At 67.1% G+C, this 18,934-nt stretch carries 15 protein-coding genes; 6 read left to right on the top strand and 9 right to left on the bottom strand.

The annotated features are described in order from the left end of the window. Positions 1 to 276: 276 nt before the first annotated feature. From I0D00_RS08640 to I0D00_RS08610, 7 genes are all read right to left on the bottom strand, one after another. A complete protein-coding gene (locus I0D00_RS08640) occupies positions 277 to 1,704 on the bottom strand; it encodes a sigma-54-dependent transcriptional regulator (protein WP_213639314.1) in 1,428 nt (475 codons plus the stop codon). Positions 1,705 to 1,738: 34 nt separating this feature from the next. Then, positions 1,739 to 4,693, bottom strand: coding sequence for a sensor histidine kinase (locus I0D00_RS08635; protein WP_213639313.1), 2,955 nt, complete (start codon positions 4,691 to 4,693; stop codon positions 1,739 to 1,741). A gap of 352 nt (positions 4,694 to 5,045) precedes the next feature. After that, positions 5,046 to 5,222, bottom strand: coding sequence for a hypothetical protein (locus I0D00_RS08630; RefSeq protein WP_208708330.1), 177 nt, complete (start codon positions 5,220 to 5,222; stop codon positions 5,046 to 5,048). A gap of 275 nt (positions 5,223 to 5,497) precedes the next feature. After that, positions 5,498 to 6,085 (bottom strand): LOG family protein, encoded by a 588-nt coding sequence (locus tag I0D00_RS08625; RefSeq protein ID WP_213639312.1) that lies wholly within the window; start codon positions 6,083 to 6,085, stop codon positions 5,498 to 5,500. A gap of 721 nt (positions 6,086 to 6,806) precedes the next feature. Beyond that, complete coding sequence (locus I0D00_RS08620) at positions 6,807 to 7,718, bottom strand: glycerophosphodiester phosphodiesterase family protein (RefSeq protein WP_213639311.1); 912 nt, start codon at positions 7,716 to 7,718, stop codon at positions 6,807 to 6,809. Between the two features lie 145 nt (positions 7,719 to 7,863). Next, on the bottom strand, positions 7,864 to 8,238 hold the full coding sequence (gene osmE / locus I0D00_RS08615) for an osmotically-inducible lipoprotein OsmE (protein WP_213639310.1): 375 nt from the start codon (positions 8,236 to 8,238) through the stop codon (positions 7,864 to 7,866). A 302-nt stretch (positions 8,239 to 8,540) separates the two neighbouring features. Beyond that, positions 8,541 to 8,777 carry a hypothetical protein gene (locus I0D00_RS08610; protein WP_213639309.1) on the bottom strand — a complete coding sequence of 79 codons (237 nt, stop codon included), beginning with the start codon at positions 8,775 to 8,777 and terminating at the stop codon, positions 8,541 to 8,543. 368 nt (positions 8,778 to 9,145) lie between these two features. On the opposite strand from I0D00_RS08610, the gene I0D00_RS08605 reads away from it, so the two are divergent. The 6 genes from I0D00_RS08605 to I0D00_RS08580 all read left to right on the top strand — a co-directional run bounded on the left by I0D00_RS08605 (position 9,146) and on the right by I0D00_RS08580 (position 16,336). After that, positions 9,146 to 9,652 carry a TRAP transporter small permease subunit gene (locus tag I0D00_RS08605; protein ID WP_213639308.1) on the top strand — a complete coding sequence of 169 codons (507 nt, stop codon included), beginning with the start codon at positions 9,146 to 9,148 and terminating at the stop codon, positions 9,650 to 9,652. Then, positions 9,652 to 10,977, top strand: coding sequence for a TRAP transporter large permease (locus tag I0D00_RS08600; protein WP_213639307.1), 1,326 nt, complete (start codon positions 9,652 to 9,654; stop codon positions 10,975 to 10,977). Before I0D00_RS08605 ends, I0D00_RS08600 begins: the two co-directional genes overlap by 1 nt. 178 nt (positions 10,978 to 11,155) lie before the next feature. Continuing rightward, entirely contained in the window at positions 11,156 to 12,208 is a 1,053-nt protein-coding gene (locus I0D00_RS08595; protein ID WP_213639306.1) for a TRAP transporter substrate-binding protein, read from the top strand. A 139-nt stretch (positions 12,209 to 12,347) separates the two neighbouring features. Then, the gene (locus I0D00_RS08590) at positions 12,348 to 13,721 is read left to right on the top strand and encodes a glutamine synthetase family protein (protein ID WP_213639305.1); all 1,374 of its coding nucleotides are present in this window, start codon (positions 12,348 to 12,350) and stop codon (positions 13,719 to 13,721) included. Positions 13,722 to 13,769: 48 nt separating this feature from the next. After that, on the top strand, positions 13,770 to 15,158 hold the full coding sequence (locus tag I0D00_RS08585; protein ID WP_213639304.1) for an aldehyde dehydrogenase family protein: 1,389 nt from the start codon (positions 13,770 to 13,772) through the stop codon (positions 15,156 to 15,158). Positions 15,159 to 15,166: 8 nt separating this feature from the next. Then, complete coding sequence (locus I0D00_RS08580) at positions 15,167 to 16,336, top strand: iron-containing alcohol dehydrogenase (RefSeq protein ID WP_213639303.1); 1,170 nt, start codon at positions 15,167 to 15,169, stop codon at positions 16,334 to 16,336. Between the two features lie 162 nt (positions 16,337 to 16,498). Here the strand turns inward: I0D00_RS08580 and choX are convergent, their stop codons facing one another. Continuing rightward, on the bottom strand, positions 16,499 to 17,443 hold the full coding sequence (gene choX, locus I0D00_RS08575; protein ID WP_213639302.1) for a choline ABC transporter substrate-binding protein: 945 nt from the start codon (positions 17,441 to 17,443) through the stop codon (positions 16,499 to 16,501). 324 nt (positions 17,444 to 17,767) lie between these two features. Then, positions 17,768 to 18,670, bottom strand: coding sequence for a LysR substrate-binding domain-containing protein (locus I0D00_RS08570; protein WP_213639301.1), 903 nt, complete (start codon positions 18,668 to 18,670; stop codon positions 17,768 to 17,770). Positions 18,671 to 18,934 lie beyond the last annotated feature (264 nt).

The raw sequence follows: 18,934 nt of genomic DNA, 5'->3' as shown, positions 1-18,934 counted from the left end.
CTCCGCCCTGTTGTTCTTGTTGTGCTGGAGTCGATACGTCTTGTTCTTATTGTGTGGCGTCGCTTGTTATTGTTGTTGTGCCGTAGAGAGAGCATAAGCCGTGCCAGGTTTTGATAATCCTTGTAGAACAATGGCTTGAGCTACTGCTACGGTATCCGTGGGCGACAAAAAAGCCGGGTCTTCGTTACCGATAGCCCCGGCTTTTGTTACGCAATGTCGATTCGGTAACGGTTCGGGAGGGAACCTCCGCGCGGCGCGCTTGTCCGCCGGCGACGCTCAGGTGCCGGTCGCCGCCCCGGATTTGCGCCGCGGGATGCCCAGGCGCTGACGGCGCTCCCACAGGCACTTGCGGCTGATGCCGAGCTTGCGCGCCAGTTCGGTCTCGGTCATGTGGTCCTGGTGCTCCAGCACGAAGTGCTGGAAGTAGTCTTCCAGCGACAGGTCCTCGGTCGGCTCCAGGCTGCTGTTGCTGCTCTGGCCCGGGGTGCCGGCGAACTCCTCGTCGGCGTCCTCCAGGTTGTCCAGCTCGATGTCGATGCCCAGCAGCTCGGCCGAGATGGCCGTGTTCTCGCAGAGGATCACCGCGCGCTCGATGGCGTTCTCCAGTTCGCGGACGTTGCCCGGCCAGGAATAGTGACGGATCGCCTGTTCGGCGTCCGGGGCGAAATGCAGGTCGTCGCGGCCCATGCGTGTGCACTGGCGCAGCAGGAAGGCGCGGGCGATCTCGATCACGTCGCTGCCGCGCTCGCGCAGCGCCGGCAGCTTCAGGGCGATGACGTGCAGGCGGTAGTAGAGGTCCTCGCGGAACTGGCCGACCTTGGCCAGGCTCTTGAGGTCGCGGTGGGTGGCGGCGATCAGGCGCACGTCGACCTTCTGCGACTGCACCGAGCCGACCCGGCGGATCTCGCCCTCCTGCAGCACGCGCAGCAGGCGGGCCTGGGCTTCCAGCGGCAGCTCGCCGATCTCGTCGAGGAACAGGGTGCCGCCATCGGCGGCCTCGACCAGGCCGGCGCGGCCGGCGCTGGCGCCGGTGAAGGCGCCCTTCTCGTGGCCGAACAGCTCGGACTCGATCAGGGTCTCGGGAATCGCCGCGCAGTTGACCGAGATCAGCGGCGCCTTGGCGCGCCTGGACAGATTGTGCAGGGCGCGGGCGACCAGCTCCTTGCCGGTGCCCGACTCGCCCTGGATCAGCACGTTGGAGTCGGTCGGCGCGACCTTGCGGATCTTGCCGTAGAGTTCCTGCATGGGGGCGCAGGAGCCGATGATGCCGATCTCGCCGTTGCTGTCCGCGGCACCCTTGTCGCTGCCGCCGCGGCCGTTGGCGGGGCGCTCGGCCGGGCTGCTCTTGGCCGTCTGGCGGTCGCGCAGGATGCGCGCCACGGCCTGCAGCATCTCGTCATGGTCGAAGGGTTTGGCGATGTAGTCGACCGCGCCCATCTTCATCGAGTCCACCGCCGAGCGCAGGCTGGCGTAGCTGGTCATGATCAGCACCGGGGCGCCCTCGGCCAGCTTGATCAGCTCGGTGCCGGGCGCGCCGGGCAGGCGCAGGTCGCTGACGATCAGGTCGAAGCCGGGGATGCTGAAGCGCTCCTGCGCTTCCTGGACCGAGCCGGCTTCGCTGACCTGGTACTGGTTGCGCTCGAGCAGGCGGCGCAGGGCAGAGCGGATGATGGTTTCGTCTTCGACGATCAAAATATGAGGCATTAATCTGGTCTCTCGACGGTCTCAGGTCGCTGGTTCAATTCGCTATGGACGTCGCCTCGACATGCCGCGGCAGGGTCACCCGAATGCGGGTGCCGAGCTGGCGCTCGGGGTCGGCCGGGCTGTCGATTGTTATTTGTCCATAATGCTCTTCCACGATGGAATAGACCAGCGCGAGGCCGAGTCCGGTGCCCTTGCCGACCTCCTTGGTGGTGAAGAAGGGTTCGAACAGGCGGTCCATGATCGCCTTGGGAATGCCGCTGCCCTCGTCCTCGACTATGAGGTCGACGGTGTGCTCGGAGGCCTCGCTCCTGACCCGGATCGCCGCGCCCGGCGGCGAGGCGTCGCGGGCGTTGGACAGCAGGTTGATCAGCACCTGGGCCAGGCGCTGCGGGTCGCCTTCGGCCCAGTGTTCCGGGTCGCACAGGTTGAAGAACTGCACATCGACGCTGCGCCGGTTCAGCGCCAGCAGGCCGATGGCGTCCTGCGCCACCTGGGCCAGGGACACCGCCTCGTCGGCCTGCAGGTGGGCGCCGGAGTGGGCGAAGCTCATCAGCGACTGGACGATGCGCGACACCCGCTTGGTCTGTTCGAGGATCTGCGCGCTGATCTCGGTCAGCTCGCCGTCGCCTTCGCGCTCCTCGCGCAGGTTCTGCGCCAGGCAGGCGATGCCGGTGATGGGGTTGCCGATCTCGTGGGCCACCCCGGCGGCCAGGCGGCCGATGCTGGCCAGGCGCTCGGAGTGCACCAGCTTGTCTTCCAGCATCTGCGTCTCGGTGAGGTCCTCGACCAGCAGCACCAGGCCGCTGTTGCCCGGCGCCAGCGGCTCGTCGATTGCCGCCTTGTGCAGATTGAGCCAGCGCACCTGGCCGTCCAGGTCCAGCTGTTGCTTGTGCAGGTGCTGGTCGGGCAGCTCGATGAAGCGCGTCAGCAGGCCGAGCCAGGGCTCGCCGAGGGTGGCCAGACGCGAGCCGACCACGCGCTGCGCGGGGATTTCGGTGAGCTCCTCCATGGCCTTGTTCCACATGAGGATCTCCTGGTCCTTGGCCAGCGAGCAGACGCCCATGGGCAGTTCCTGCAGGGTCTGGCGGTGGTAGCGACGCAGGGCGTCGAGTTCCGCGGCCAGGCCGGTGAGGCGCGAGTGGTAGTCCTCCAGGCGGCTCTCGATGAAGTGGATGTCCTCGGTGACGTATTTTTCGCTGCCGGCCTTGTAGGGCAGGAAGGTCTCGACTATGTCCTGGGCCACGCTGGGGCCCATCAGGCCGGAGAGGTTGGCCTCGATGCGGTCGCGCAGGCGGCGCAGGGCATAGGGGCGGCCTTCGTCGAAGGGCAGGTGCAGGTCGCGCAGGGCCTGCTCGACCTCGCGCTGGGCGGTCTTGGCGCCCAGGGGCTTGGCCAGCTGGGCGGCGAACTCCTGGGGCGACAGGGCCAGCAGTTCGCGGCGTTGCGGGCGGCGCACGTTGTCCACCGCGCAGGCCTCGGCGGCGCTCTTCTCCTCGGGGCTGGCCTCGGTGAACAGCGACACCAGGGTGAACACCAGCACGTTGGCCGCCAGCGAGCCGATCGCCGCGAAGTGCCAGCTGCTGTCGTCCAGCACGTAGACCAGGTTGAACAGCGGCAGGTAGAAGCCCTGCAGGTTGCCGACCATCGGCAGCAGCATGCCCACCACCCAGACGCCGATGCCGGCCAGCAGGCCGGCGATGAAGCCGCGGCGGTTGGCGGTCGGCCAGTACAGCACCGAGAGCACCCCGGGGAGGAACTGCAGGGTGGCGACGAAGGCGACGATGCCCAGGTTGGCCAGGTCCTGCTCGGCGCCGAGCAGGTGATAGAAGCCGAAGCCGGCCATGATGATGGCGAAGATCAGCGCCCGCCGCGTCCACTTCAGCCAGCGGTAGATGTTGCCCTCGGACGGCGGCTGGTACAGCGGCAGCACCACATGGTTGAGGACCATGCCGGACAGCGCCAGGGTGGTGACGATGATCAACCCGCTGGAGGCCGACAGGCCGCCGACGTAGGCGATCAGCGCCAGGGTCTGGCTGTTCAGCGCCAGGCCCAGGCCGAGGGTGAAGTACTCCGGGTTGGTGGTCGCGCCCAGGCGCAGGCCGGCCCAGAGGATCAGCGGCACCGCCAGGCTCATCAGCAGCAGGAACAGCGGCAGGCCCCAGCTGGCGCTGACCATGGCCCGCGGGTTGAGGTTCTCGGTGAAGGTCATGTGGTACATGTGCGGCATGACGATGGCCGAGGCGAAGAACACCAGCAGCAGGGTGCGCCAGGGACCCTCCTGCAGCGGCGTGTGCAGGCTGGTCAGCGCCGCCTGGTTCTGCACCAGCCAGCGCTCCAGCTCCTGCGGGCCGCCGAATACGCCGTACAGCGCATAGAGGCCGATGGCGGCCAGGGCGCCGAGCTTGACCACCGACTCGAAGGCGATGGCGAACACCAGGCCCTCGTGCTTCTCGCGGGTGGCGATATGGCGGGCGCCGAACAGGGTGGTGAAGAGGATGATCAGGCCGCAGAAGGCCAGGGCCACGCGGTCCTTCACCGGTTCCTGGGTGAGGATGCCGATGGAGTCGGCCACCGCCTGGATCTGCAGGGCCAGCAGCGGCAGCACGCCGATCAGCATGAACACCGTGCTCAGGGCGCCGGCCCAGGTGCTGCGGAAGCGGAAGGCGAACAGGTCGGCCAGCGACGACAGCTGGTAGGTACGGGTGATGCGCAGTATGGGATAGAGCAGCACCGGCGCCAGGAGGAAGGCGCCGGACACCCCCAGGTAGCTGGCGAGGAAGCCGTAACCGTACTGGTAGGCCAGGCCCACCGTGCCGTAGAAGGCCCAGGCGCTGGCGTAGACGCCCAGCGACAGGGTGTAGGTCAGGGGGTGGCGGATGATCCAGCGCGGGATCAGGCCGTGTTCGCTGACCCAGGCGACCCCGAACAGCACCAGCAGGTAGGCGGCGCTGATCAGGATCAGTTCGGTCAGGCTAAAGCTCATCGGCATCTGGTCGGCTCTGCGGGTGACGAGGGTGGGCAGTCTGCGAGGGCGGTGCGCCGCTGCGGGTCATGGCTCATGGGTATCGTGCGAGCCCGGTGAAGAATGATAAGGGGCGGTCGCCAGGATTCGCTGCCCCGTTTCGGCGTTCATAGGCATCGCGCGGGCTCTGCGAAGAATGATAAGGGGCGGTCGCCAGGACTCGCTGCCCCGTTTCGGCGTTCATAGGCATCGCGCGGGCTCTGCGAAGAATGATAAGGGGCGGTCGCCAGGATTCGCTGCCCTGTTTCGGCGTTCATAGGCATCGCGCGGGCTCTGCGAAGAATGATAAGGGGCGGTCGCCAGGATTCGCTGCCCTGTTTCAGAGTTCATCGGTATCGCGCTGGCTCTGCAGGATAAAGGTCACCACTATGAGGATCAGCCACAGCAGGTAGGGGCGGTACCAGGCGCCGTTGGGGTCGGTCCACCAGTCCATGATGGCCGGGGAGAACAGGTAGATCCCCACTACCAGGATCAGGACCAATCGATAGATATACATGCCGCGTCTCGTCTCGGGAGTGTGGCGATGGTAACGGATGCGCGCCGGCCTGCGTAGGTCGGCGCTGTTGGTGCGCGCGGCTCGCGCCGCTGGCGGCTCAGGGCGATGCCGGGGGGGCTGCGTGACGGCGGCCAGGGCCAGGGCGCCGGCGACTATGCCGGCCATGCGAGGCGTCCTTCTCTGGTGGGGCGGGAGCGGCCGGTGCAGCGGTCGGCCGCCATGGGGCCCGGTTAGGCGTGACCGTGCCGGCCCATGCCAGAACCGGCGGGAGGGGCTCAATCGGGGCGGCGGTCGAGCCATTTCGGCGCCGCGCTCGGCTGCCACTGGCGCAGCGCCTGCAACAGCCCGGCCGGCGAGTCGTCCAGTTGCAGCATGGCGCGGTGCTGGGAGCGGACGAAGCGTTCGGCGACCAGGTGGTCGAGGAAGTCGCCGAGCTTGGCGTAGAAACCGCCGACGTCGAGCAGGCCGAGGGGCTTGCCGTGGTAGCCGAGCTGGCCCCAGGTCCACACCTCGAACAGCTCCTCCAGGGTGCCGAGGCCGCCGGGCAGGGCGATGAAGGCGTCGGCGAGCTCGGCCATGCGCGCCTTGCGCGCGTGCATGCCGTCGACCACCTCCAGGCGGGTCAGGCCCTGATGGCCGATTTCCGCGCGTTCCAGGCTCTGCGGGATGATGCCGATGACCTCGCCGCCGGCGGCCAGGGCCGCGTCCGCCACCACCCCCATCAGGCCGACCGCGCCGCCGCCGTAGACCAGCTGCAGGCCCTGTTCGGCGAGGTGGCGGCCCAGGCTCTCCGCGGCCTGGCGGTAGATGGGGTGGGCGCCGGGGCTGGCGCCGCAGAATACGCAGATTGAGCGCAAGGTCATGCTCGACTCCTTGGGTGACTGAGGGCCACAGGTTAGCGAGTCGGGGCGGTGCGACCAAGGGGAGGTCCTAGTCGCGGCTGCTGCCACTGGCGCCGCAGGCGTAGGCGGCCAGCAGGCCGCGGATCAGGTCGTCGAGGGGCATGGCGTTTCTCCTTGAGTGCTGTGGGGCAGGCTACGCCCCGGCCGGGGAAGCGGCTCGTTGAATGTCTCGATCGGTGCGATAGCCGCCGAGCACCAGTTGTCCACTCAGACTGTGGAGCGAGCTGTGGATAAGGTGGTGGTAGAGCCGTGCGCGCCTTGCGCCGAGGCCCTTTGGGCGCGCTGGTCGAATTTTGATCTGCTGGTTTTTGTTGAGTTAAAACATGAGGTTAGTCGTTCGGTCGGAGGCATTGCCGGGCCTCTGAGTTGTCCACGACTACTGTGGGTAGGGCTGTTGATAACTGTCGGGTAAGCGGCTGCAGGCCAGGCAGGCTCTGGCTTCTCGCGGGCAGGTTGTTTTCTGATCAGGACGCGGGCCTGCTCTCGAGCGGCCCTGGCGTGGGCCCGGAAGTCAAGGCTCGAGCGGTGTACGGTCGCCGGCCTGGCTCGCGGTCGGCGGGGGCGGGGCGAGTTATCCAGCCTGGCTGTGGAACGAGCTGTGGATAAGCTGCGGGTGACCGGCGCCAGGCCCGGCGGGGCGCGGCCTGGCGTGGACTGATCGATTCTTGAACGATTGCCGCGGCTATTCGCCCAGCGCCCCGATCCGGGTCGAGCGGCCGAGCAGCTGCAGGGCGCGGTCCGGGTAGTCGGTGATCAGGCCGTTGGCGCCCAGGTCGAGCAGACGGCGCATCGCCGGCTGCTCGTTGATGGTCCACAGCTGCACGTTGAGCCCGCGCTTCCGGGCGGTCTGCAGCAGGCCGGCGCTGGCGATCGGCAGGCCGCTGTGGCGCTCGGGGATCTGCAGCGCCTGGTAGGAGGGCGAGAGCACGCCACCCAGGCCCAGCCAATCGAGGGCCACCAGCAGGCGCACCGAGCCGGGGCCGGCGGAGGTGGCGACCCCGGGGCAGTGTTCGCGGAACAGCTGCAGGCTGCGCTCGTAGAAGCTGCCGACCAATACCCGATCACGCTGGCCGTTGGCGTGCAGCATCGCGCACAGCTGCGCCTCCATGCCGACGTCCGGCACCTTGATCTCGATCACCTTGGGGGTGTCCGGAAAGCGCTCGAGCACCTCGGCGAAGCTCGGGATGCGAATGCCCTGGCCGCGGTAGGGGTAGCTCTCGCCGCCGTCGGCGGTCCAGCGGTAGCCGGCGTCCAGGGCCTGCAGCTGGGCGAGGCCGAGGGCGGCGACCGGCCCCTGGCCGTTGGTGGTGCGCTCCAGGGTGCTGTCGTGGATGACCACCAGTTCGCCGTCGCTGGAAAGGTGCAGGTCCATCTCCAGCATGTCCACGCCCAGGGCATTGGCACGCTCGAAGGCGAACAGGCTGTTTTCCGGCCACAGGCCCTTGCCGCCGCGATGGGCGATCACCAGGGGCCGCTCGCCCAGGGCCGCGAGCACGGCCGGCGGCGACGCCGGGCGGCTGGTCAGCTGCAGGGTGAGCAGGGCGATGACGATCAGCAACAAGGGGGCGAGGAGAAAACGAGCGAGACGCAGCATGAGCGTTTCCAGGAAGGCCGATAAGGGACGAGCCCTGGACTATGACAAAGGAACCGGTGGGCGGCGAGAGGTGAAATGCGACAGCCGGCACACCTTTGCGGACAGCGTGCGGCACCGCCGGGCCGCACGCCGCGGGCGCACACGCTCAGTAGCCGCCTCCGCCGCCGATCCCCATGGGCGAGCGCGCCCGGGCGCGCTCGCGGTCTTCCATCTGGGTGCAGGTGCTGAAACCCTTGCCATCGACGCGCCCGGCCGAGTCGAAGCTGACATGGTAGGCCTGGGGCTGGCCGTCCCTGGTGAGGATGTAGTCGTGGCAGCTGCCCGGGCTGACGCTGCGCTGCAGCACGCCAGACGGGGCACCGGCGATGTCCCGCACCTGCTGCTGGTTCATGTCCAGGGCGACCTGCGCCACCAGCGGCTCGTCGCGATAGGTCAGGTAGGCGGCCGGATGGCCCAGGGGGGCGGCGCAGCCGGGCAGGGTGGCCAGCAGGGCAAGGACGGCCAGGGTTGGCTTGTTCATGGTGACCTCCGTCGGGACGCGGGGCGGCGACTCGGCAGTGCACTGCGCGGGCGTAGCGGCCGGGCCCGTCCCGGGGGCCGCAGTTTCGCGGCGAGTCGTACTCGCGTGGTGTGGCACTGGCGCCTCTGGATTCATGGTAGCCGCTCGGGCGCCCTGCGGCCTCCAGGCAGGTCCGGCAAGGCGCCGGTCCCGCGGTCCCGAATCTGCGCGAGGTAGTGGCGCCGCGGAACTTCTCCGCTCCGTGCCGGCGGCGCCGATCTTGCCTGCGGTTGTGGATGCCCGCCTGCCCGGCAAGGCAGGGCTCAGCCGGCCCGGCGTTGTTCCAGCAGGCGCTCTGCGCCCCCCTCGGCGAGGTGCAGGCGCTGCTGGCCCGGGGTGCGCTCGGCACCGTCTTCGGCGAGGTGGCGGTCCTGCGGACGCTGTTCTTCACTGCCGTCCCTGAGCTCTCCGAGCAGCGGCTGTGGGTTGAGGCTCGGCAGGGCGAAGGCGTTGGCGGCGAACAGGCCGAGGATCAGGGCGATGGCGAGTTGGCGTTTCATGATGGCTCCTCCTGTTGGAGAACGATGACTGTGGAGGGCCATGCTAGGGGTTGCCGGGCGCCGCAAGAAGTTGAGCGCCTCGATAGTGCCCATCGACTGGCGTGATGCTTGGGGCGTTTCTGGCGTTCGAAGGAGTTTGACGATTTTGCCCGTTAGTTGCCTGGTATTTCGTTCTGCGCCAGGCTGCGCTCGCCGCGCATCCTCGAGCCGCCGGCGGCGCACCCGCCGGCGTTCCCCGCGCACGGGACCGCGGCAGCACGGCGCCGGGCCGTTGCCGCCCGTGGCTCGATGGGGCGCTTCGGCCTCGGTTGGCTTTGTTAAATCTTCGGCTAGTCTGACGGGATAACAACCAATTCGAAGAGAACTGCATGCCCAAGGCGATTCGGCTGTTCGTGCGGGGAGTGGACGCCATGAACCGGGTGATAGGCCGGTTCGCCATGTACCTGATCTTCGCCATGCTGGCGGTGCTGCTGTACTCCTCCATCAGCAAGACCTTCGCCGACCCGGCGCTCTGGACCCTGGAAACCGCGCAGTTCCTCATGGTCGCCTACTTCCTCCTCGGCGGCGGCTACTCCATGCAACTGGACGCCCATGTGCGCATGGATCTGTTCTACAGCCGCTGGTCGCCGCGCACCAGCGCGATCATGGACGCCATCACCGTCGGCTTCCTGATCTTCTACCTGGTGTTCCTGCTCTACGGCGGCATCTCCTCGACCCAGTACGCCTTGCAGTACGGCGAGACCAGCTACTCGGCCTGGTCGCCGCCCATGGCGCCGATCAAGATCATCATGACCGTTGGCGTGGCGCTGATGCTGCTGCAGACCATCGCCACCTTCTTCAAGGATATCGCCGCGGCCCGCGGGGAGACGCTGTAATGAGTTACGAGCTCATCGCCCTGCTGATGTTCTCCTCGATGATGTTGCTGCTGCTCACCGGCAAGCGGGTGTTCGGCGCCATCGGCTTCGTTGCGGTCAGCGCCGCCTTGCTGCTGTGGGGCGACGGCGGCTCGGAGATCGCCTTCAGCGCGGCGATGAAGCTGATGAAGTGGTACCCGCTGCTGACCCTGCCGATGTTCGTCTACATGGGCTACATGCTGTCGGAGTCCGGCCTGGCCGAAGACCTCTACCGCATGTTCCACGTGTGGATGGGGCCGCTGCACGGCGGCCTGGCCATCGGCACCATCGGCCTGATGGTGGCGATCTCGGCGATGAACGGCCTGAGCGTCGCCGGCATGGCCATCGGCGCCAGCATCGCCCTGCCGGAGTTGCTGCGCCGCGGTTACGACAAGGTCATGGTCACCGGGGTGATCCAGGCCGGCAGCTCCCTGGGCATCCTCATTCCGCCCAGCGTGGTGCTGGTGCTGTACGGCATGATCGCCCGCCAGCCGGTGGGCCAGCTGTGGCTGGCCGGGGTGTTTCCGGGGCTGATGATGGCCGGACTGTTCGTCCTCTACATCGTCATCCGCTGCCGCCTGCAGCCCCACCTGGGGCCGGCCCTGGCCGAGGAGGAACGCGAGCAGATCGGCTGGGGCGAGAAGCTGCGCCTGCTCAAGGCCGGCATCGCGCCGCTGTTCATCTTCTTCTGCATGACCGGGCTGTTCCTGATGGGCATCACCAGCCTGGTGGAAAGCTCGGCGGTGGGCGCCGCCGCCGCCACCTTCACCGCCCTGGTCAAGGGCCGGCTGACCGCCCAGGTGATGGAGGACACCCTGCGCAAGACCCTCGGCATCAGCTGCATGTTCATGTGGATCATCCTCGCCGCCCTGTGTTTCGGTGCGGTGTTCGACGGCCTCGGCGCGGTCAACGCCATCGAGGCCTTCTTCATCGACCGCCTGGAACTGGGGCCCTGGCAGGTGCTGATCATGATGCAGCTGTCATTCATCCTGATGGGCATGTTCCTCGACGACACCGCCATGCTGGTGATAGTCGCGCCGCTCTACGTACCCCTGGTCGGCGCCCTGGGCTTCGACCTGATCTGGTACGGCGTGCTCTACACCATCACCTGCCAGATCGCCTACATGACCCCGCCCTTCGGCTACAACCTGTTCCTCATGCGCGCCATGGCGCCGCCGGAGGTGACCCTGCGCGACATCTACGTCTCGGTCACCCCCTTCGTGCTGATCATGGTGCTGGCCCTGGTGCTGGTGATGATGTTTCCGCAGATCGCGTTGTGGCTGCCGCAATGGCACTACGCGCGCTGACCCGAAGAATTCAGGAGAGGCTCGGTGGCAGTTGGTTTATCCACCCCGAGCGGCGACAGGCGCTGGCCGCCCTGCGGGGTAACGCGCCCACCTGAACACGCTGCACCGACCTCGCCGGGTCGCAGTGGTGCCATGCGGTTGTATGACATCTGGATCGACATTCACTGGAGATAACAGCATGAGTACGAGACGCAAGTTCCTCAAGACCGCCGCGGTCACCACCGGCGCGGTGGGCGCTACGGCCCTGGGCTCGGCGCATATCTACGCGCAGGAGCCGAAGAAGATCACCTGGCGCCTGCAGACCTACGCCGGCCCGGCCCTGGCCGAGCACGTGATCAAGCCGTCCATCGACGCCTTCAACCTGGCGGCCAACGGCGAGATGGAGATCCAGCTGTACTTCGCCGATCAGCTGGTGCCCACCGGCGAGCTGTTCCGCGCCATGCAGCGCGGCACCATCGACGCGGTGCAGAGCGACGACGACTCCATCGCCGCGCCGGTGGACGTCTCGGTGTTCGGCGGCTACTTCCCCTTCGCCACCCGCTACAGCCTGGACGTGCCGGTGCTGTTCGAGAAGTACGGCCTGCGGCAGATCTGGGAGGAGGCCTACGGCGAGGTCGAGGGCGTCACCTGGCTCGGCGCCGGCGCCTGGGACCCCTGCCATTTCGCCACGGTCGAGCCGATCCGCAGCCTCGCCGACCTCAAGGGCAAGCGCATCTTCACCTTCCCCACGGCCGGCAAGTTCCTCTCCCGCTTCGGCGTGATCCCGGTGACCCTGCCCTGGGAGGACGTCGAGGTGGCGGTGCAGACCGGCGAGCTGGACGGCATCACCTGGTCGGGCATCACCGAGGACTACACCGTCGGCTGGGCCGACGTCACCAAGTACTTCCTCACCAACAACATCTCCGGCGCCTGGATCGGCTCCTACTTCGCCAACTCGGCGAAGTGGGCCGAGGTCCCCGCGCACCTGCAGACCCTGTTCAAGCTGTGCATGGACAGCTCCCACTACTACCGCCAGCACTGGTACTGGGGCGGCGAGGCGCAGCTGCGGGTGGAGGGCGGCAAGCTGCAGCTGACCACCATTCCCGATGCGGAATGGAAAACCGTGGAGGACGAGGCGCACAAGTTCTGGGACGAGATCGCCAAGGCCAGCCCGCGCAGCGCCAAGGTGGTGGAGATCTTCAAGAAGTACAACGCCCTGATGGCCAAGGCCGGCCCGCCCTATCGCTACTGAGGCCGCCGGGCCGTCGCGCGCGCCCGTGCCCGGGCTGGTGCCGCGGGCAGGGGCGCCGTGCGTTTCGGCATCGGCTGCAGTAGGCGGGAGCTGACCACCGACAGGGGACGTCGGTCATAACAACAAGATGGGGGTGCATATGCTCAAACCGCGAGAAGTGAAGACCATCGAGGACGCCAAGCGCATCGTCGAGGAGCGCGGGCTCAGTCACATCAAGGTCGGGGTGTTCGACAACGACGGGGTGATGCGCGGCAAGTACCTGAGCCGCAGCAAGTTCTTCTCGGCGCTGGACTCGGGCTTCGCCTTCTGCGACGTGGTCCTGGGCTGGGACGTCAAGGACCAGCTGTACGACAACGCCAGCTACACCGGCTGGCACACCGGCTACCCGGACGCGCCGGTGCGGGTGCTGCCGCACACCTGCCGGGAGATTCCCTTCGAGAACGGCATGCTGCTGTTCATCTGCGAGTTCGACCTGCAGGCCGAGGCGGTCTGCCCGCGCGGTACCCTGCGGCGGGTGGTGCGGCGCTGCCAGGAGATGGGCTTCGACCCCTTCGCCGCGCTGGAGTACGAGTTCTTCATGTTCGAGGAGACCCCGGAGTCGGCGCGGGAGAAGGGCTTTCGCAACCTCAAGCCGTTTACCCCGGACTGGTTCGGCTACTCGATGATCCGCAACTCGGTGCATGCCGAGCTGTACCACCAGATTCTCGAGCTGGGCGAGCAGATGGACTTCCCCATCGAGGGCCTGCACACCGAGACCGGTCCCGGCGTGCTGGAGGCGGCCATCGCCTACGACCAGGCCGAGGCCGCGGCGGACAAGGGCGCGCTGTTCAAGACCTTCATGAAGGTGCTGGCCCAGCGCAACGGCCTGATGGCCACCTTCATGGCCAAGTGGTCGGGCAAGTACCCGGGGCAGAGCGGGCATATCCACGTCTCCCTGCGCGAGCGCGAGAGCGGCAAGTCGGCCTTCCACGACCCCAGCCAGGCGCACTGCATGAGCGAGGTGCAGCGCCAGTTCCTCGCCGGCCAGCAGCGCCTGATGCCCGAGTTCCTGTGCATGGTGGCGCCGACCCTGAACAGCTACCGCCGGCTGATCCCCGGCTTCTGGGCGCCGACCGATGCCACCTGGGGCGTGGAGAACCGCACCGCGGCGCTGCGGGTGATCCCCGGCAGCGACAAGTCGCAGCGCCAGGAGTACCGCCTGGGCGCCGCCGACGGCAACCCCTTCCTGGCCCTGTCGGTGGCCATCGGCTCGGGACTCTACGGGGTGATGCAGAAATGGCAGCCGACCGAGCCGGTATCCGGCAACGCCTACGCGCAGAAGCATCCGCCGGAGCTGGCCCTGCCGCGCACCCTGTGGGATGCGGCGCAGCGGCTGAAGGCCTCCCAGGCGGCGCGGGAGCTGTTCGGCGACCCGTTCGTCGAGCATTTCGCCGCCAGCCGCGAATGGGAGGAACGTGAATACCGTCGGCATGTCAGCGATTGGGAGCTCGATCGCTACTTCGAAATCATCTGATCGTCGGGCGGCGCCACGGCGCCCACGCCCCTGTACTGGAGTGTGGCAATGAGCAAGTTGCAGTGCATTTCACCGATCGACGGCGCGCTCTACGTCGAGCGTGACCTGGCCACGGCCGCGCAGATCGAAGCGGCCCTGGCCAAGGCCGAACGGGCCCAGCTGGCCTGGAAAGCCACCCCCCTGAGCAAGCGGGTCGCCATCGGCCGCCGGGCCATCGCCGCCTTCGCCGTTAAGGAAGCCCAGCTGGCCGAGGAGCTGTGCCGGATGATGGGCCGACCGATTCGCTACTGCGCCGGCGAGGTTCGCGGCTTCGTCGAGCGCGCCAGCCACATGGCCGATATCGCCGAGAGCGCCCTGGCCGACATCCGCCTGCCGGACAAACCCGGCTTCACTCGCTTCATCCGCCGCGAGCCGCTGGGCGTGGCCCTGGTCATCGCGCCCTGGAACTACCCCTACCTGACCGCGGTGAACGCGGTGATGCCGGCGCTGCTGGCCGGCAACGCGGTGCTGCTCAAGCACTCGGCGCAGACCCCGCTGTGCGCCGAACGCATGGTCGAGGCCTTCGCCGAGGCCGGCCTGCCGGATGGGGTGTTCCAGTACCTGCACCTCAGTCACGCCGACACCGAACGGCTGATCACGGCGCCGGCGGTGCAGTACGTGGCCTTCACCGGCTCGGTGCCGGGCGGCGCCATGGTCGAGCGGGCGGCAGCCGGGCGTTTCATCGGCACCGGCCTGGAGCTGGGCGGCAAGGACCCGGCCTACGTGCGCGCCGATGCCGACCTTGACCACGCCGTGGAAACCGCCATCGACGGCGCCTTCTTCAATTCCGGGCAGTCCTGCTGCGGCATCGAGCGCATCTACGTGCACGAGTCGCTGTTCGACGCCTTCGTCGAGCGGGCCGTGGCGTTGGTCAAGCAGTACCGGCTGGGGCGTCCCGACGACCCGGAGACCACGCTTGGCCCGCTGGTGCGCGCCGAGGCGGCGGACTTCGTCCGCCGGCAGGTCAACGAGGCCATCGCCCTGGGGGCCATAGCCCATATCGACGCGGCGAGCTTCGCCCTCGACCGGCCCGGCTCGGCCTATCTGGCGCCTCAGGTGCTGACCGGCGTGCACCACGGCATGCGGGTGATGACCGAGGAGTCCTTCGGCCCGGTGGTCGGCATCCAGAAGGTCAAGGACGACGAGGAGGCCGTGGGGCTGATGAACGACAGCGAGTTCGGCCTCACCGCCGCCATCTTCAGCCGCGACGTCGAGGCCGCCCAGGCCCTGGCCGAGCGGGTCGAGGCGGGCACCGTGTTCCTCAATCGCTGCGACTACCTCGACCCGGAACTGGCCTGGACCGGGGTCAAGCACTCCGGGCGCGGCTGCACCCTGTCGAGCCTCGGCTACGAGCAGCTGACCCGGCCGAAATCCTTCCACTTCAAGACCCAGTTGTGAGGCGCGCCATGGACCTGAACCACTACCGCATGAACTGGAACTACCCCACCGCGATCCGCGTCGGCGCCGGGCGCATCCGCGAGCTGCCGGCCGCCTGCCGCGAGCTGGGCATGAGCGCGCCGCTGCTGGTCACCGACCCCGGCCTGGCGGCGCTGTCGATCATCGACGACGCCCTGCTGCAGTGCCGCGACGACGGTCTCAAGGCCGGGCTGTTCTCGGCGATCAAGGGCAACCCCACCGGGCAGAACGTGATGGACGGGGTGGCGGCCTTCAAGGCCGGCGGCCATGACGGCGTCGTCGCCTTCGGCGGCGGCTCGGCGCTGGACGCCGGCAAGGCCATCGCCCTGATGGTCGGCCAGGACCGCCCCCTGTGGGACTTCGAGGACATCGGCGACAACTGCCTGCGGGTCAAGGTCGCCGGCATGGCGCCCGTGGTGGCGGTGCCGACCACCGCCGGCACCGGCTCGGAGGTCGGCCGCGCCTCGGTGATCACCGACGAGGCGGCGCACGTCAAGCGCATCATCTTCCACGCCCGCATGTTGCCGGCGCTGGTCATCCTCGACCCGCAGCTGACCATCGGCCTGCCGGCCAAGATCACCGCTGCCACCGGCATGGACGCCCTGTCGCACAGCCTGGAGGCCTACTGCTCGCCACTGTTCCACCCCATGGCCGAAGGCATCGCCCTGGAAGGCATGCGCCTGGTGCAGCACTACCTGCCGCGGGCGGTGAGCCACGGCGCGGATGTCGAGGCGCGGCTGCAGATGCTGGTGGCCTCGACCATGGGCGCCACCGCCTTCCAGCGCGGCCTCGGCGCCATGCACGCCCTGGCCCACCCGCTCGGCGCGTTGTACGACGCCCACCACGGCCTGCTCAATGCGGTGCTGATGCCCTATGTGCTGCAGGCCAACCAGGAAAGCATCGGCCCGCAGATGTACCGCCTGGCGCGCTACCTCAACCTGGCCAAGCCGGGCTTCGACGGCGTGCTCGACTGGGTGCTGGAGTTGCGCAGCGAGGTGGGCATCCCCCACAGCCTCGGCGAGATCGGCATCGACGACACCCGCATCGAACAGGTCGGGCAGATGGCCGAAGTCGATCCGTCGGCGGGTACCAACCCGATCCCCTTCAGCGCGAGCCAGTACAGCCAGCTGTTCGAGAAGGCGCTACGCGGGACGTTATAAAGCGTGGGGCAATGGCTCAGCAGCTGATGGCTCAGGGCTGATGTGCTGGCGCCCTGTTGCGGGCAGGCGGGCGGTGGCTGATGCCGGGTCGAGCTGTCGCCGGAGTCGGCGGTCGGAGAGGGCCAGGTCTCGTGGCAGAATGCCCGAGACCAGGGTCAGGGTTCAGAGACCCAGATGGTTCTTCACGGCATCCAGGCCGTCCTTGCCGTCAATGGTGGTCACGTCGGCCAGCCAGGTGGCGAGCCACTGCGGGTTGCTCCTGATCCAGTCCCTGGCCACGGTGGTCGGTTCTTCACGCTCCATGATGCGCGCCATCAGGGCGGCTTCCATGTCGGTGGTGTAGGTGAGGTTCGCCACCAGCTTGGCGGCGTTCGGGCAGCGTTGGTCAAAGTCGGTGGCGGTGATGGTGTAGACCTCGGCCGCGCCGTAGTTGGGGCCGAAGTAGTCGTCGCCGCCGGACAGGTAGGTCATGTCGAACTGCAGGTTCATCGGGTGCGGGGACCAGGCGAGGAAGACGATGGCCTCCTCTTTCTTGATGGCACGGGCGACCGCGGTGCGCATCGCCGCTTCGCTGGACTCGATCAGCTTGAAATCCCCCAGACCGAATTTATTGTCGGTGATGATCTGGTTGAGCTGCTTGTTGCCCCCGGAGCCCGCCTCGATGCCGTGGATCTTGCCTTTGAGTTCCTCCTTGAAACGGGGGATGTCGGCGAAGTCCTTCAGGCCCTGCTCGTACAGGTAGGTCGGCACCGCCAGGGTGTACTTGGCGCCGCGCATGTTGGGCTCTTCCGAAATCTTGACGGTCTTCTTGTCGCGGTACGGCTGGACGGTTTCGTCCGTGGAGGGGGACCAGTAGTCCAGGTACACGTCCATCTGCTTTTTCTGGATGGAGGCGAGGGTGATGGGCAGGGACACCATGGTTTTCTTCGGCTGGTAGCCCAGGCCCTCGGCCAGCACTTCGAGAATGCTGTTGTTGGCGGCGTTATCCACCCAGCCGATGTCGGCGATGCGGATGGTCTTGCAGGAGCTGGCTTCCTGGGCCATGAGATTGCCGGCGCTGAAGCACAGGGCTGTGCTCAATAGAATAGGGGCGAACTTGTTGTTCATGTTGTTCCTCGAATTTACTCGGCGTGAGGTCGATATTCTGTGTTGGAAATATCGGGGCCATGTGGGGCAGGTAAATGCTTGCGTGTTCAGGGTTGTTATTGTGATGGAGCTTTTGAACGTGGCTCGGAACTTTGTGTGCTGTTGGATAGTAGAAACTAATATGCACACTCGGCCAACAATAAAAATCGGGTCTGACGGGATGTTTTATTTATGGCTTGGTGTGTTCGGGGCGCGGGAGATGTCTCATGCGAAGGCCAGACCATCGTCTGCCGACAGGGCTCTGCGAGCATCGGGCGAGCAATCGATGGATGGCGCCGGACCGGCTCATCGCTCCCCCAGCAGCCAGTCGGTGAAGCTGACAATGCGTGGGTCCTGGCGAATCTCCTTGCGGCAGACGATGCCCCACTGTCCCTGACCTTCGGCATAGTGCTCGACCGGCCTGACCAGGCGGCCCGAGCGCAGACCGCTGTCGGCCAAGGGGCCGTTGACCAGCGCGATACCTTCGCCATCCACGGCCATCTCGAGGGCCACCACCAGGGTATCGACCACCAGGGTCGCCGGCGGCTTCTCGACCCTCAGTCCGGTCGATTCGAACCACTGATGCCAGTTCCAGAACTGGTCTTCTGAGTTGACCGTGATCAGGGGGTACTGCATCAGGTCCTGCGGCTGCAGTTCTGCCGATCGGTTGTCCAGCAGCCTGGGGCTGCAGACCGGAAAGTAACGGGAGTCGAACAGCTTGACCCAGTGCAGGTGCGCGGGCAGAGGGGCGCTGCGGTAGATCACACCGATATCGGCGTTGGCTTCGTCGAACCCCCAGTCGGCGCCGGAAGTCGCCAGGTGCAGCTTGATCTCCGGGTGCCGCGCGCGGAAGTGGGCGAGGCGATGGGCCAGCCAGCAGATGGCGAAGCTGATGTAGGTCTGCACCCGCAGGACACTGGGCGAATCGGCTGGGCGGATGGCCTCGGCGCCCTGCAGCAGTTGTTCCAGGGCGCCGCGCACGCAGGGGTAGTAGCGCTCGCCTTCCGCGGTCAGCACGAGGCTGCGGCCCTCGCGGGAAAACAGCTTGAACCCGAGGCTCTCCTCCAGGGTCTGGATCTGGTGGGTGATGGCCGGATGGGTCAGGTTGAGCTCTTCGGCGGCGCGCCTGACGCTGCCCAGCCGGGCGGTGGCCTCGAACCCCTTCAACGACTTGAGGGGGGGGAGTTTGCGGAAATCCATGCTGCTCATTGCCTGCCCTTGTTCACCCTGCCGGACCAGGCGATTCGCGTCGACCGCCTGGTCACGGAATATACCCCGAGCACGACTGCGATCGGTAAATAATATTTACCGCTTCGGCAAAAAATCTCAATTGTTGCGCCGTTACTTCGGTAATAGTTTGGCCTCCGAGTCTCCAGCAGTTTCCTGATGCAGGGCGAATGCAAGTGTTGGTTAATAAGTAACTGGCACTGCTGTGCAGCAGGCTTAATTAATAGCCCTTGATACCTGTGAATT

The organism is Pseudomonas lalucatii (genome assembly GCF_018398425.1).
GTDB lineage: Bacteria > Pseudomonadota > Gammaproteobacteria > Pseudomonadales > Pseudomonadaceae > Aquipseudomonas > Aquipseudomonas lalucatii.
Note: the sequence above shows the minus strand (reverse complement) of the source record. Positions and strands in the feature narration are given on the sequence as shown.